11 protein-coding genes are annotated in these 15,120 nt (G+C 61.2%); 3 read left to right on the top strand and 8 right to left on the bottom strand.

All coding sequences use genetic code 11. The features are described 5' to 3' along the window. Nucleotides 1–180 precede the first annotated feature (180 nt). The 8 genes from ABD833_RS12330 to ABD833_RS12295 all read right to left on the bottom strand — a co-directional run bounded on the left by ABD833_RS12330 (nucleotide 181) and on the right by ABD833_RS12295 (nucleotide 9,284). Nucleotides 181–1,320 carry an AMP-binding protein gene (locus tag ABD833_RS12330; protein WP_345073356.1) on the bottom strand — a complete coding sequence of 380 codons (1,140 nt, stop codon included), beginning with the start codon at nucleotides 1,318–1,320 and terminating at the stop codon, nucleotides 181–183. A gap of 1,185 nt (nucleotides 1,321–2,505) precedes the next feature. Continuing rightward, complete coding sequence (locus tag ABD833_RS12325; RefSeq protein WP_345073355.1) at nucleotides 2,506–3,027, bottom strand: hypothetical protein; 522 nt, start codon at nucleotides 3,025–3,027, stop codon at nucleotides 2,506–2,508. A gap of 244 nt (nucleotides 3,028–3,271) precedes the next feature. After that, nucleotides 3,272–3,643, bottom strand: a complete 372-nt coding sequence (locus tag ABD833_RS12320) for a DUF6370 family protein (RefSeq protein WP_345073354.1) — start codon at nucleotides 3,641–3,643, stop codon at nucleotides 3,272–3,274. Nucleotides 3,644–4,002: 359 nt separating this feature from the next. Further along, the gene (locus ABD833_RS12315) at nucleotides 4,003–4,431 is read right to left on the bottom strand and encodes a DUF1810 domain-containing protein (protein WP_345073353.1); all 429 of its coding nucleotides are present in this window, start codon (nucleotides 4,429–4,431) and stop codon (nucleotides 4,003–4,005) included. Between the two features lie 223 nt (nucleotides 4,432–4,654). Then, nucleotides 4,655–5,473, bottom strand: coding sequence for a 1,4-dihydroxy-2-naphthoyl-CoA synthase (gene menB, locus ABD833_RS12310; protein ID WP_345073352.1), 819 nt, complete (start codon nucleotides 5,471–5,473; stop codon nucleotides 4,655–4,657). A 123-nt stretch (nucleotides 5,474–5,596) separates the two neighbouring features. Further along, nucleotides 5,597–7,441 carry a 2-succinyl-5-enolpyruvyl-6-hydroxy-3-cyclohexene-1-carboxylic-acid synthase gene (gene menD, locus ABD833_RS12305; protein WP_345073350.1) on the bottom strand — a complete coding sequence of 615 codons (1,845 nt, stop codon included), beginning with the start codon at nucleotides 7,439–7,441 and terminating at the stop codon, nucleotides 5,597–5,599. A gap of 170 nt (nucleotides 7,442–7,611) precedes the next feature. Continuing rightward, complete coding sequence (locus tag ABD833_RS12300) at nucleotides 7,612–8,844, bottom strand: chorismate-binding protein (protein WP_345073349.1); 1,233 nt, start codon at nucleotides 8,842–8,844, stop codon at nucleotides 7,612–7,614. Beyond that, on the bottom strand, nucleotides 8,841–9,284 hold the full coding sequence (locus ABD833_RS12295; RefSeq protein ID WP_345073348.1) for a hotdog fold thioesterase: 444 nt from the start codon (nucleotides 9,282–9,284) through the stop codon (nucleotides 8,841–8,843). Before ABD833_RS12295 ends, ABD833_RS12300 begins: the two co-directional genes overlap by 4 nt. An 81-nt stretch (nucleotides 9,285–9,365) precedes the next feature. Here ABD833_RS12295 and ABD833_RS12290 point away from each other — a divergent pair, with 81 nt between their 5' ends. The 3 genes from ABD833_RS12290 to ABD833_RS12280 all read left to right on the top strand — a co-directional run bounded on the left by ABD833_RS12290 (nucleotide 9,366) and on the right by ABD833_RS12280 (nucleotide 14,858). Beyond that, nucleotides 9,366–9,989: a histidine phosphatase family protein gene (locus ABD833_RS12290; RefSeq protein WP_345073346.1), complete on the top strand. Its 624-nt coding sequence runs from the start codon at nucleotides 9,366–9,368 to the stop codon at nucleotides 9,987–9,989. A 280-nt stretch (nucleotides 9,990–10,269) separates the two neighbouring features. Further along, nucleotides 10,270–12,090: a pyruvate dehydrogenase complex dihydrolipoamide acetyltransferase gene (locus ABD833_RS12285; protein ID WP_345073438.1), complete on the top strand. Its 1,821-nt coding sequence runs from the start codon at nucleotides 10,270–10,272 to the stop codon at nucleotides 12,088–12,090. Between the two features lie 191 nt (nucleotides 12,091–12,281). Beyond that, nucleotides 12,282–14,858, top strand: coding sequence for a TonB-dependent receptor (locus ABD833_RS12280; RefSeq protein WP_345073345.1), 2,577 nt, complete (start codon nucleotides 12,282–12,284; stop codon nucleotides 14,856–14,858). Nucleotides 14,859–15,120: the final 262 nt, after the last annotated feature.

Raw genomic sequence — 15,120 nt, 5'->3', positions numbered from 1 at the left:
CTGAACAGCGCGAAGGACCTTCCTCGGATAACCTCCAACGCTCATTTCAATGAGTAAAGCCCTTTACCGTTGCGCAGTAAAGGCGTTAGGAGCTGAAAGGAGTTTTTCTGTATTCAAAGAGGAAGGTCCTTCGCTTTGCTCAGGATGACAACGATTAAGTATGAAAGCGGCACCTCGATATTACGGCCTCTGCTCATCCGGGCGCGGGGCCGCGATGCTGCGCACGGTGCTCAGGCGGTCGAGCTTGCCGGAGGCCGTGGTGCGGAACCGGGGCACGTAAACCAGCTCCCGGGGCCGCTCGTAGCGTTCCAGCCGCTCGCCCAGCAGCGCCAGCAGCTTTTTGGCCTGGGCTTCGGGTAGGGGCGCCCCTTCCAGAAACGCCGTCACCTGCTCGCCCAGCCGGGCATCGGGGCGGCCGGCTACGAAGGTCCGGCGGTTGGGCAGCCCCAGCTCGGCCAGCGCCACTTCCAGTACCTGCTCCACCTTTTCGGCCTGCACCTTCACGCCCCCGGAGTTGATCACGAAGTCGGCGCGGCCCAGCCACTCGAAGGTATGGGCATCCAGGAGGCGTACCCGGTCGTTGGTGGTTACCAGGCGGTCGTCGGTCACGTCGGCGCGCACGGTGAGGCAGCCGCGGGCGTCCTGACCGATGTGGATGCCGGGCAGTACCTGGTAGAAAGGCGTCACGGCGGGGCCGTTCAGGCGGCGCAGGGCAATGTGGGAGGCCGTTTCCGTCATGCCGTAGGTGAGGTACACCGGTACTTTCAACAGCTGAATCTCTTTTTCCAGGCTGCTTTCCACCGTGGCCCCACCCACCAGAATGGCCTTCATCCGGTTCAGCCGCGCCGCCTGGTTATGGGCCAGCACCTCCCGCAGCTGCAGGGGCACGAACGAAGCGAAGTCAAACTGGGCCGTGATGGGCAGCAGCGCCAGCGGATCGGCGTGGGGCTCCACGATGGTCAGGTGCAGGTTCAGCTCCAGCCCGCGCACCAGCATCATCATGCCGCCCACGAACTCGCAGTTCAGGCACACCAGCATCCGGTCGCCGGGGCCGAGGTCGAAGTAGTCGCCGGTGCGGCGGGCGGAGGCGGCCAGCTGGCGGCGGCGCATGGTCACGAGCTGGGGCTTGCCGGTGGAGCCGGACGTGCGCAGCCCGAACTCCTGGGCCCCGTTCAGCCATTGCCGGCAGAAGTCCAGCACCTTGGCCTCGTAGCCGTTCAGATCCACGGGGCTGTTGGCGGGGTAGCGCCGGATATCATCGTAGCGGAATTCGCGGCCGTTGAGCAGCAGGGAATCGGGCAGGAGCGGGGTGGTAGACATACGCGGGGGCAAAGATGGAGCAGCGGAGGAGGAAAAAGCAGTGGGGCCACTGCCGGGCGTCCGCAAGGTATAGCCGTCGGTCTGAAAGCGCGGTACCACGGCAAAGGAAGCTGGCGTCTTCTAGCGGTTTCGCGAACGGGGTGGCTACCGGCCCGGCGGCTACCAGCCGTCGGGCCGGTCGTCGTTGGCCCGCGACGTTCAACCTCCGCTCCCGGCGACCAGTCCAGCGCAGCGGGCCCTGGCTATTGCTCACGAAACGGCTATAGCCTGTAAACCACCAGTGGCTCAAAAGTGGTTTGAAGGAGTCAGAACGAGGTAGTCTCACCGATGGGGTCGTTCAACAACGACAGGCAAGGATGCTTCTCTACCCCCGTTTGGGTAGCGCGGTAGGGTGCGGGGCTTGCCCCCGCCCGTCGTTGAACGAACCTGTAGTGGTTCATTCAACGACGGGCGGGGGCTGCACTGCGAGCACAGTTGCCAGTATCGCCGGGGAAGCCGTATATTCAGCTGGCAACCAACTGACTAAAGCCATGAAAGCGACTCCCGTTTCTCCCGTGATGCCCGCGCCGCGCCCTGTTTCGTTGGACGCACCCCAAGCTTCGGCCCCAACGGCTCCGTCTCCGGCAATGAGTCAGGAGGCATTGGACGAGCAAAAGCACGAGGAGGAAAAGACCTTCATGCTGGCCTGGTGCTGCGGCTGCGAAGGATACGGATCGATATTTTAGCGAAGTTCCAGGAAACGAGCAGCGCCACCTGATTCAGGTGGCGCTGCTCGTTTGTTGCGCTGCTGGTTGAAGCAACGGTTTGCAGCTACAAGAAGTTGGCGATTTCGGAGACGAAAACTGTCTGCCACCACAAAACTTGATACGAAGCACAAAACTTGATTTGACCACTGAACCGCTAATTTCTTGTAGGTGCTGTTACGTGGCGTTTTTCTTTGTCTTTCTGTATATTTTTCGTCCAATGTAAATAAGTACTATTATGTTTAAAATAATCCAAGCGTTGTAACAAATGTAAATAATTTTCTCGGTCTTTTTCATACTTGCCAAACTCCAATATTCGCCTTTTCAATTGACATAACTGTCGTCATAGCCCATAAGTAAAAGTCCAAGTATTATAAATATAAACAGGTCTGCTCCAACAATAGCAATTCCATAAACAACGTCAATAAATCGTATTTTCAAATTAACCATTTACTATTTCAATTTTATTCGTTGTGCTATTGTAATTCATTGTTAAGTGTCTGTCCCAATTCAAGAATTCGTCACAGGTAAATTTGAGTTTTGCGTTGTCCCATTCATTGAATTCAATTATGTCCATTTGAATTGGGCTTTCAATTGGTTCTTTATTTTTTATACTCGTCGTAACCTTTTCAAGGGTGTAATAGTCCGCAAGAATAAAATCTCCATTCGGTGAAACTGTCAGATTTTGATATTTTGGTTGGTCTTCCAAATCTGTTAAATTTTCTGTTTCTCTGTTTAGTTGATACAAATAGTCTGATGTTAAAATCAAAACAATGTTACTGACTGTGGAGAAAGCAACTTGTCTTGGAAAGCCACGAAATTGTCCACACCATTCTGAATAGTCTTCATTGGTGAACTTTATAAAAGTCCAACTTTGAGAATTCCATGCACTTTCATTGTCGTAAATTATTTCTGAATATTCTCCTGAATATGGTTGGCTTATTATTTCAGCTTCAATTATCATTCGCAGTGTCGGTCTTTAAAATGCCACACAACATTAGGGCTCCCGAAACTCGGTACTCCCGTAAGTTTCGGGAACCCGCGCAAGGTACGCAAGAAGCCTTCGGGAAGCATACCCAAATCAGCTTGCTTCCCGAAAGTCTGGCTTTATATGCCTAACGTGTCGAGTGGGGAAGCGGGGCGGGTAGTTTGGGCCACGTGCGGGTAGATTTCGGTGGTTTTGATGCGGCTATGGCCCAGTCCACCGCTTACTTTCCCTTCGCCACTTCCGGCAGCAAGTGGAAATACGTGGCCTTAAACCGGCCATCCACTACCGCGCCCTGTACTTCCGCCTGCCGGATGGCGCTGCAGAAGCCGTCTTTGGCGTGGGCGTCGCCGTGGGAATCGATGGTGGTCCCATCCACGAAGTAGGCCTGCCCGTTCAGGCGAACGGCCAGGTCACAGCTTTGGCCCGGCAGGCCCAGCCGGCACTGCCCGCAGGCCGCCTCTACCACCAGCGTTTCCTGGGCGGCATCAGCAACCGCCCCACCGGACGCTTTGGTCTGCTGCGCCTGAGCGGCGAACGTTATAGAAAAGCTCAGCAGCATCAGCAGTAGGGAAGATTTCGGTAAAGCGTGCATTGTGCGGCTGGTTGGGTTGAAAAGAGATGATGGCAAAGATGCCGGTTCCGGGACAAAGCCAAATAATAGCGGCCGGCCCAGGTGCGGGTTGCAATTTCAGCGGCCCATCCCCCTGGAAACTTCGGATATCCGGAGAAGTTCAGGCCGCTTTTTCCCGACGGCGTTGTGGCCTGCCGGGCTTTTTTGCTCAGGTAATGAAGAAGTTGTTTAGGAAGTCAAAAGAACGTCATGCTGAGCGAAGCCGAAGCATCTCTACCGCTTCGTAGGAGTCGTTCAACGAAGCGGTAGAGATGCTTCGACTTCGCTCAGCATGACATTCTGATTGATTTTGGCGACTTCCCAAACAGCTTCAAAGCAACTTATAGCTGCTTGCCCAGCAGCTGCAAGGTCTGGTTATCCGGGGCGCCCCGGAAAAACCTGTCCAGCACGGCCTGGAATACCGGGTTACTACCCACGGCCGCAAACAACGTCATCGAGGACTTCAGCTTCAAATCATCGGGGCTGCCGAAGATGCGGGTGGCATCACTGGAGTCCAGCTTCAGCAGCTCCTGGCCGATGCTGATGAGCCGGCCACCCAGCACCGGGTGTTTCAGGTAGTCCCCGGCCTCCTGCCGGTCTTTGATGGCGTACAGCTTTGACGTCTCGCTGAAGCCCAGGCCCTGAATCTGGGGGAAAATACACCACATCCAGTGGCTGCGCTTGCGGCCCGCTTTTACTTCGGCCAGCGCCAGCGCATAGTCCGTTTCCTGAGCGGTAAGAAATCGTTGTAAGCTGTTGTCTGCGGTCATCGGCTTGCGGGCTTTTATAACGGGCACTACCGGCCACACTACCGGAGCAAGTAGCGGCGCCGGCCGGTATGCCTGCTCCTACGAGACTTAGCCGGGCCGGGATGAAGGCCGCAGGACAGAGCCCCGAAATGCCGCAGTCTGATTGACGGAAGCTGTAATATAAAGCAGAACAGGCCCGCACGGTAGCGTGCGGGCCTGTTCTGTAACGAATGACTTCCTTGCCTCACGGAAACTTCGGATACTTCGAGAAGTCCGGGGTGCGCTTTTCCACGAAGGCGTTGCGGCCTTCCTTGGCTTCCTCCGAGAGGTAGTAGAGCAGCGTGGCGTTGCCGGCCAGCTCCTGAATCCCGGCCTGCCCGTCGAGCTCGGCGTTGAAGGCCGACTTGAGCATGCGCAGCGCCAGCGGGCTTTTCTCCAGAATCTTTTTGCACCAGGCCACGGTGGTTTCTTCCAGCTGATCCAGCGGTACCACTTTGTTCACCAGCCCCATATCGAGGGCTTCCTGGGCGTCGTACTGGTCGCAGAGAAACCAGATTTCGCGGGCTTTCTTCTGGCCTACCACCCGCGCCAGGTAGGAAGCGCCGAAGCCGCCATCGAACGAACCTACTTTAGGGCCGGTCTGGCCAAAGCGGGCGTTGTCGGCCGCAATGCTCAGGTCGCAGACGACGTGCAGCACGTGGCCGCCGCCAATGGCCCAGCCGGCCACCATAGCAATGACGGGCTTGGGAATGGAGCGAATCTGCTTTTGCAGATCCAGCACGTTCAGACGCGGCACCGTGTCCTCGCCGATGTAGCCGCCGTGGCCCCGCACGCTCTGGTCGCCGCCCGAGCAGAAGGCTTTGCCGCCCTCGCCGGTAAGCACCACCACGCCGATGTCGGTGCGCATGCGGCAGATGTCCATGGCCTCAATCATCTCCTCCACCGTCAGGGGCGTGAAGGCGTTGTGCACCTGCGGGCGGTTGATGCTGATTTTGGCGATGCCCTCGTGGAAGGTGAAGAGGATTTCGCGGAATTCCTTGATCGGAGTCCAGGTGATTGACATAAGCGGAAGGTTAAACCTCTGCGTTACCTCTGCGCATTCCTCTGCGAACCTCTGCGAGAAACCGGCAATGAATTTTCTCGCAGAGGTCCGCAGAGGGATGCGCAGAGGTAAAAGGAGGTCGTTCTAGGAGGAGAAAGATGTGCGGACTGAAACCCGGTAGTATTCGAAGAAGGCGGCGTTGGTGGCGCTGTCGGTGGCGATTTCCAGCAGTGCCGCGCTGCTGCCGGGTGCAAAGAAAACCGATAAAGCCGTTTTCAGTTCAGCAAAGGTAGTGGCCGTGAAGTAGCGCAGCCCAAAATCCCGGGCCGTATGCTCGGCCGTGAGCGGCTGGTGGGTTTCGAAAAGCTCCTCCAGCTCGGGCTGCTGCCGCGGCCCGTCGATGAGGCGGAAGATGCCGCCGCCGTGGTTGTTGAACAGCACCACGCGCAGGTTGGGGGTGGGGTAGTTCTGCCAGAAGGCGTTGCGGTCGTAGAAAAACGCCACGTCGCCGGTCAGTAATACTACGGGCCGCTCCGGCTGGGCCAGGGCCGCGCCCACGGCGGTGCTGGTGCAGCCGTCGATGCCGCTGGTGCCACGGTTGGCGAATACCTCGATGGTTTTCAGCTCGGGCATCCCCAGAATATTGGCGTAGCGCACGGCCATGCTGTTGGCCAGGTGCAGGGCCGTGTGGTCGGGGAGGTGGCGCAGGACGTGGTGAAAGGCTTTGAACTCGTTGAACGGCTGGTCGTCGGGGTGCAGGAACTCTTCCAGAAAGCCCTTTGCCCAGCTATCAGCTTTGTGCCAGGGCATGGCGTAGGCCGCTTTGGTACCCGCATCCTGCTCCGATAAGGCCCAGCCGGCTTTCGGCCAGGTGAGGCGGGCCGGGGCGGGGGCACCAGGAATCGGGCTGGCTGACTCGGCCGAAACCGGGGCGCTAGAATCCGGTGAATCCGGCGCTACGAGCTGCCCGAAGAAATCGACTGGCTCCAGGCGGATGATGCGGGTGAGCGACTTGAACGTATCGGCCACCGGGCCGGCAGCCTGCACGTGCCAGTGCTCGGCCGGAGCTGATTCGCGCAGGTAAAGCTTGAGGCTCTTGGAAATCAGCGACTGGCCGAACGTGATGAGCAGCTCCGGCCGCAAAGCTTCCTTCAGCCCGGGTTCCGGCACGCCCAGAAACACGTCGTGGTGGCCGATGGGGGCGGAGCGTACATCGTAGCTGGCCCCGACCGGCTGGTGCAGATTGGCAATAACGTCGCCCACGAGGGGAACCTGATACGCGGCCTGAAACCGGCGCAGCGCCAGCAGCAGCGCGTCGTCGTGGCGGTGCTGACCGGCCACGACCAGCACGCGGGGCGTAGTCCGTAGCGCTAGCCGCAGCGCCGCCAGCTCGGAAGCCGGCAGCATGGCCGGGCCCGCTACTTCCCGGATGATCCTGACGTCTTCGAACCGGATTTCCTCCCCGGGTTTGGGGTAGAACGGCTCCCGCAGCGGCACGTTCACCTGCACCGGGCCGGGCGGAAACTGCTGGGCCAGGTTGATGGCCTCGGATACCAGCCGGGCCGCGTGCCATTGGGCGTCGGCGTGGATGGTGTCGGCGGGGAAGTTGAACGAGCCTTTGGCGTGGGCCCCGTAGAGGTCGGTCTGGCGAATGGTCTGCCCGTCGAGCTGGTCGATCCATTCCGGGGGCCGGTCGGCGGTGAAGACCACCAGCGGAATCTGCCGGAAAAAAGCCTCGGCCACGGCCGGGGCGTAGTTCAGCCCCGCCGTGCCCGAGGTGCAGACCAGCGCCACCGCCCGCCGCTGGCTCTGGGCCAGCCCCAGCCCGATAAAGGCCGCCGCCCGCTCATCGGGTACCGTGCGCACCCGAATGCCGGGGTGGCGGGCAAAGGCCAGCGTCAGCGGCGCGCACCGCGACCCCGGCGACAGCACCACGTCGGTAATGCCGTGCCGGGCGCAGATTTCGGCAATGTTATGGATGGCTTGCATCTTTAATCAATTAACAATTAACAATTATCAATGAGCAATGAGCAATGAGCAATTTGCGGGAGGGGTCAAACGTGCTTGTTGCCTTGCGGAATCAGGAAGCGCAGCCTATTACAATGAGGAATTGTCGATGTTATTTAACTGTTCATTGATAATTGTTCATTGATAATTGTTCACTGCAGCGCAGCGGCTACCGTGCTCAGCTTCATTTCGGTTTCATTCCATTCCCGCTCCGGGTCGGAGTCGATGGTGAGGCCGGCGCCGGCGTAGAGGACGGCTTCAGAAGTACGCAGCTGGAGGCAGCGCAGATTTACGAATAGCCGGGCCACGCCGGCCTGGGGCAGATTCACGGGGCCCAGAAAGCCGCTGTAGTAGGCCCGGTCGTAGCCCTCGTGCTGGTGCAGAAAACTCAGCGCGGCCTGCTTGGGCATCCCGCCCACGGCCGAGGTAGGGTGCAGCAGCCGGAGCATGTCGGTGCCCAGGGTGGGGAAGGGCACGTTGTGCAGGTTCACGGCGAAGTCGGTGCGCAGGTGCAGCAGCTGCCCGGCCACGGTGGTGCGGGGGCCGGTTTCGTCGTACTCGCGCAGCCGCAGCTGCTTGAAGCAGTTCACGATGTAGCGCGACACGAGGGCCTGCTCCTCAATTTCTTTCTGCCGCCAGATGGCCTGGTTGGGCACCATGCCGGGCGTCAGGGGCTGGGTGCCGGCCAGGGCCATGGTGCGGAAAACGCCGTCGGCCCCGATTTCCACCAGCACCTCGGGCGAAGCGCCCAGCCAGGTGCCCGCGCCCGGCGCACTCACCAACGACACAAACGCCTGCGGATAGCGCTGCCCCAGATTCTCGAACGCCCGCAGCGCATCGAACCCCGCCGGCAAGGGCCGCCGCGCCGCCCTCGACGACACCACTTTCATCACCTGCCCGTGGCGGATGGCGTCCACACCGGTTTCGACCAGCGCCGTGTATTCGGCCCGCGAAGCCGGGTGGGGCAGGGGCTGACGGCTCAGGTGCCACGGCATGTCCCCATCGGTCAGCCCGTCCGGACTGGTCAAAAACCCCAGCAGCTGACTTACGCCACTACCCGCGGACTGCACGAGCAGCTCCGCCGGGCGGTCCGCATCCCAGAACACGTCGGCGGGCAGGAAGAGGGCCGGGTTGCGGTCGGAGTCGCGGAAGGGGAAAAAGGCGAAGCCGGCCGGGGCCTCGGGGGTAAGGGCCGGGGGCAGGCCGGCGAGGGCTGCTTCGGCCGAAAAGCTCAGGCACAGCTGGGGCCGCGCCGCGCCCGGCAGCCGCCACAGCGCCACCGGCAGGCCCTGCCGCAACGCGAAGGTCAGCAGCTGACGCGCCCGCGCCGACGGACTGACTGCCGCCCCGGGCCAGGCTACCACTTCCGGCTGCGGCTTACTCATGCGGGCTGATCAGACTTTTGCGGGATGTCGATAACGGCCATCGTAATCCGGCTGATACAAACCAACGCCCCGGTTTCTTCGTGGGTGATGCGGATTTCCCACACCTGCGTGCTGCGGCCCACGTGAAGGGCCGTGGCCCGGCCCACCACGTAGCCCGAGTGCACGCCTTTGAGATGATTCGCGTTGATTTCCAGCCCCACACACGCTTTTTTGCGTACGTCAACCTGCAGGGCCGCGCCGATGCTGCCCAGGGTTTCGGCCAGGGCAACCGAGGCTCCGCCGTGCAGCAGGCCCATGGGCTGGTGCGTACGGTGGTCCACGGGCATGCGGCCCACCAGCAGCTTGTCGCCGACTTCAGTTATTTCAATGCCCAGATGCTCGCCCAGGGTGTTGCGGCACCAGGCATTGAGCTGGGCAAGGTCGGCGGTAGGGGGTGTCATAGGCAATAACCAGAATAAAAAGGGTTTTTTAGGGCCAGAAACCACTATTTTTGGCCCCGGAACGACAAAGCTAGCGGGAAAGTGAGCGTCAAAAAAATATACCTTATCCGGCACGGCCAGACCGACTTCAACGTCGCCGGCATCGTGCAGGGCAGTGGCATCGATTCGAGCCTGAACGAGGCCGGCCACCGACAGGCGGCGCGCTTCTTCGCGGCCTATAAACACCTGGCGTTCGATAAAGTCTACACCTCCACCTTGCAGCGCACCCGGCAGTCGGTGCAGGGCTTTCTGGATCTGGGTTTGCCGCACGAGCAGCACGCGGGCCTGAACGAGATTAGCTGGGGCCTGCGCGAAGGCACCCGCATCACGGCCGAGGAAGACGAGGAATACTACGGCGTGCTGCGCCAATGGCACCAGGGCCAGACGTCGGCCCGCCTGCCCGGGGGCGAAAGTCCGGAGGAAGTAGCCGCCCGCCAGCGGCCGTTTATCGACCTGCTCACCGCCCGGCCCGGGGAGGAGAATATTCTGGTGTGCATGCACGGCCGGGCCATGCGGGTGCTGCTCTGCCAGCTGCTGAATTATCCGCTCAGCCACATGGATGCCTTTGAGCACCGCAATCTGTGCCTCTACAAAGTGCACTACACCGGTTCCATGTTCGTGGTGCGCAGCTTCCTCGACGTGCAGCACTTGCAGGAATTGGCTTGATACGTCCTGCTTTTTCAGCTACGTCTGTCATCCTGAGCCCGCGCAGGACCTTATCCGGCGTAAACGAGCCGTAACCCCGGCTGTCGTTCTGCTGCCCTAAGGTCCGTTGCGCTGTTCAGGATCACAGGCCGTTTTTCAACCGGGCGAACCATATTCCGGTAGCCCGCCGGCCGGAGGCGAAAATTCGCTGGCGCAGGGAAAGAACCCGATGCGGCGGCATTGTTTGCTCCCCCGGATTTTCGGGCTAATTTTGACCCTCCACAATACAAGCGAAATCCAGATGGCCGAAATCATAAGAATGCCCAAAATGAGCGACACGATGACCGAGGGGGTCATTGCCTCGTGGCTCAAGAAGGTGGGTGATAAAGTCAAAGCCGGCGACATTATCGCCGAAGTAGAGACCGACAAAGCCACCATGGAGCTGGAAAACTATGAGGACGGCACCCTGCTGCACATTGGCCCCAAAGAAGGCGACGCCGTCGCCGTCGATGGCGTGCTGGCCATTGTGGGTAAGGAAGGCGAAGATATTTCCGCCCTGCTGAACGGTGCTCCCACGGCCCCCGCGCCAGCCGCCGCTGCTCCCGCCGCCGAAGCGGCCCCGGCTCCCGCTGCTCAACCCGCTCCAACTCCCGCACCCGCAGTCGCACCCGCTGCTGCTCCCGCCGCTCCAGCCGCTCCGGCTCCCGCGCCGGTTGTTGGGGCTGCCCCAGCGGCCCCGGCCGGAAACGGTAAAAAGGCCACCGTCATCCGGATGCCCAAGATGAGCGACACGATGACGGAGGGCACCATTGCTTCCTGGCTCAAAAAAGTAGGCGACAAAGTAAAATCAGGCGATATTCTGGCCGAAGTTGAAACCGATAAGGCGACGATGGAGCTGGAAAACTACGACGATGGCACCCTGCTCTACATCGGCCCGAAAGATGGTGAGGCCGTGGCCGTGGACGGTATTCTGGCTATCATCGGCGAAGAAGGAGCCGACGTGCAGGCGCTGCTCGGCGGCCAGTCGGGCGGCAGTGCGGCCCCGGCCGCGCCAGCCCCCGCCGCGGCTCCGGAAACGGCGGCCGCTGAAGCTGCTCCCGCAGCGGCGACCCCGGCAGCTCCGGCCGCGGCCGGGGCCCCCCAGTCGGCGACGGTTACCCAGCCGGGTGGCCGCATCTTCGCTTCGCCGCTGGCTAAAAGCATTGCTAAGGACAAGGGCATCGACCTGAGCAGCATCAAAGGCTCGGGCGAAAACGGCCGCATCGTGTCGCGCGACCTGGAAAGCGCCCAGCCCGGCGCGGCTCCGGCCACCCAGCCCGCGGCGGCTCCGGCCGCCGCGGCTCAACCCGCGCCAGCCGCGCCGGCCGCGCCCGCGGCGGCTCCCACGGCCGAAGCTCCGGCCCCGCAACCAAGACCCCAGGACCCCAAGACCCCAGCTTCCCAGGACTACACCGACACGCCCGTGTCGCAGATGCGCAAGGTTATTGCCCGCCGCCTTTCCGAAAGCCTGTTTACGGCCCCGCATTTCTATCTCACGATGGAAATCAATATGGACCGGGCCATGGAAGTCCGCACCCAGCTCAACACATTGTCGCCGGTGAAGCTCAGCTTCAACGACCTGGTGGTGAAAGCCTCGGCCGTGGCCCTGCGTCAGCATCCGGTGGTGAACTCCTCCTGGCTCGGCGACAAAATCCGCCAGAACCACGTCATCAACATCGGCGTGGCCGTGGCCGTGGACGAAGGCCTGCTGGTGCCCGTGGTGCGCAATGCCGACGGCAAAGGTCTCTCGCAGATTGCCACCGAGGTGAAAGCCCTGGCTGAAAAAGCCAAAACGAAGAAGCTTCAGCCGGCCGAGTGGGAGGGTAGCACCTTCACCATCTCCAACCTGGGCATGTTCGGCATTGAGGAATTCACGGCCATCATCAACCCCCCGGATGCCTGCATCCTGGCCGTGGGCGGCATCAAGCAGACGGCCGTGGTAAAGGACGGGCAGCTGGCCATCGGCAACATCATGAAGGTGACGCTTTCCTGTGACCACCGTGTAGTGGATGGTGCCACCGGCGCCGCCTTCCTGCAGACGCTGAAAGCCCTGCTGGAAGACCCCATGCGGATGCTCATCTGATAAAATTGTAAGCCGTTCAGCGTCAGAGAAGCCAGCCCAACCGGGCTGGCTTTTTCGTTGCCGGCTAACCCCCGATAATCCCCTGAGCAGCGGATAGGGCGCTTTTTTTACGGGGAAAGCTCTATACTTACCCCCGGAGGGCCCCGGATTGAAGCCTTTGAATGGTTGAATTTTTCACTTTGACTAGCGCTATGAAGCAAAATTTACTGGCACTGACGCTGTGTGTGGTCAGCGCCACCGCCTTTGGGCAGGGACAGGCCCTGACCGGCCAGGTTCTGGATGCCGCCGGCCGGCCCGTTATCGGAGCTACGGTGGTTGAGCGGGGGACTAACAATGGTACGGCTACCAACAATGAAGGCCGCTTTACGCTCTCGTCGCGCACGGCCAGCCCGCGCCTGGTGGTCAGCTCCATCGGCTTCGCCTCGCAGGAAGTAAGCGCCGGCGGCGGCGCCGTGAGCGTGCAGCTGGCCGAATCCAGCACCAGCCTGGGCGGCGTACAGGTGGTGGGCTCGCGCAGTCAGAACCGCTCCGTCACCGACTCGCCTTCGCCGGTCGACATTATTGACCTGCGGGAAGTGACGTCCAAAACCGGCCAGCTCGACGTGAACCAGCTGCTGCAGTTTGTGGCGCCGTCCTTCAACTCGAACCGCCAGACCGGCTCCGACGGGGCCGACCACGTGGACCCGGCCTCCCTGCGCGGCCTGGGTCCCGACCAGACTTTGGTGCTGGTGAACGGCAAGCGTCAGCACCAGTCGTCGCTGGTAAACCTGTTCGGCTCCCGCGGCCGCGGCAACACCGGCACCGACCTGAACGTGATACCGGCGGCCAGCATCGAGCGGATTGAAATCCTGCGCGACGGCGCCGCCGCCCAGTACGGCTCCGACGCCATTGCGGGCGTGATTAACATCGTGCTCAAAAGCTCGGTGAAGGAGCTGACGGCCAGCGTGAACTACGGCGCTTACGACGCCAAATACCGCCGCGACGACCAGAAGTTTGACGGCGGCAACTTCAACGCCAACGTCAACTACGGCGTGGGTATGGGCGAGAAGGGCAGCTTTATCAATGCCACGCTCGACTTCAACCAGCGCCAGCACACCCAGCGCGCCGCCGTGCCCATTGGTCCCGATGGCCTGGCCCGCCGCGAGTACGGCGACCCCCAGGTGTCGAACGCCTCGGCCTACCTCAACTCCAAGTTTGCCCTCAGCGACAAGGCGCACGTGTACGTATTTGGCGGGGCCAACAAGCGCAAGGGCGATGCCTACGCCTGGACCCGCTTCGCCGACGACGACCGCAACGTGCCCGCTATCTACCCCAACGGTTTCGACCCCATTATCACCAGCGACATCTGGGATGCCTCGGCCGTGGCCGGGGTGCGGGTGAATCTGGGAGGTTGGGAGCTGGACCTGAGCAACAACTTCGGCTCCAACCGCTTCCGGTACGGGGTCGAAAACTCGCTGAACGCCACCCTGGGCGCCAGCTCGCCGACTTCCTTCGACGCGGGTGGGTTCCAACTGCAGCAGAATGTGGTGAGTCTGGGCCTGACGCGCAACTACAAAACGGTGCTGGAGGGGCTCAACGTGGCGGCCGGGGCCGAGCTGCGGCGCGAGTGGTATTCGCTGTTTGCCGGCGAGCGAGCTTCCTGGGATACGTTTGACACGAACCCCGGGGCAGCGCCCGGCTCCCAGGGCTTCCCCGGGTATCAGCCCAAAGACGAAATTGAGGCTCAGCGCGACAACTTTGGCGCCTACGTAGATGCCGAGCTGAACGTGACGCCGCAGTGGCTGCTGGCCGGGGCGCTGCGCTACGAGGACTACACCGATTTTGGCAACACGTTCAACTACAAAGCCTCCACGCGCTACATCCTGACCGAGTTTCTGACGTTGCGCGCCACGTACAGCACCGGCTTCCGGGCGCCGTCGCTGGCTCAGATCAACTTTAACTCCACCTTCACTAACTTCATTCAGGGGCAGCCGGTGGAAGTGCTGCTGGCCCGCAACAACAGCGACATAACCCGGAAGCTGGGTATTCCGGGCCTGAAGCAGGAAACGTCCAACAGCGCCAATGTGGGCCTGACCAGCCGCATCGGCTCCTCGCTGAGCCTGACGCTGGACGGCTACTACATCAAGGTGAAAGACCGGGTAGTGCTCACCAGTCAGTTCAGCGCCCGCGACGACGACGGCGTTCTGGACCCGGTTATCGGTGCCGACCTGGAAAATTTCCGCGTCGCGCAGGCCCAGTTTTTCGCCAATGCCACCGACACCCGCTCCCTGGGCCTCGACGTGGTGCTGAACCATACCGCTACGCTGGGTACGGGCCGGCTGAGCTCTACGCTGGCCGCCAACTTCAACCGCCTGCGCGTCGACCGGGTGCAGACCTCGGGCCGCCTGGCCGGGCGCGAGGATGATTTCTTCGGCCCCCGCGAGCAGGCCTTCGTGAAAGCCTCGGCGCCGCCGTCGAAAATCAACCTGACCTTCGACTACAAAGTGAGCAAGTGGGGCGCGCTGCTGCGCTTCGTGCGCTTCGACAACGTAACGCTGCTTGACTTCGACAACGCGCCGATGAAGTACAAGTCCCGCGTCACCACCGACCTGACGCTGAGCTACTCGCTGACCGACCACCTGCAGCTGGCCGTAGGTAGCTCTAACCTGCTGAACAGGTACCCCACGCTGTTTGATCCGCAGCGCACCGAAACCGGCGGGGCCTGGGACCCGGTGCAGATGGGGGCCAACGGACGGTTTTACTTTGCTAAATTGCAGGCCCGATTCTAGGATCAGTTGCCTGTTGTCAGTTGCCAGTTGCCTGTTGTCAGTTGCCAGTTGCCAGTTGCCAGTTGCCTGTTGCCAGTTGTCAGTCACGAACTGCCGATGATGTAGAACCGGGAGTCAGCTGTTGGTGCGCTGCGCACCAACAGCTGACTCTTTTTCTTGATTATCCAACAGGCAACAGGCAACTGACAACAGGCAACAGGCAACAGGCAACTGACAACAGGCAACAGGCAACAGGCAACTGACAACAGGCAACAGGCAACTG

The organism is Hymenobacter fastidiosus (assembly GCF_039539565.1).
Lineage (GTDB): Bacteria > Bacteroidota > Bacteroidia > Cytophagales > Hymenobacteraceae > Hymenobacter > Hymenobacter fastidiosus.
Note: the sequence above shows the minus strand (reverse complement) of the source record. Positions and strands in the feature narration are given on the sequence as shown.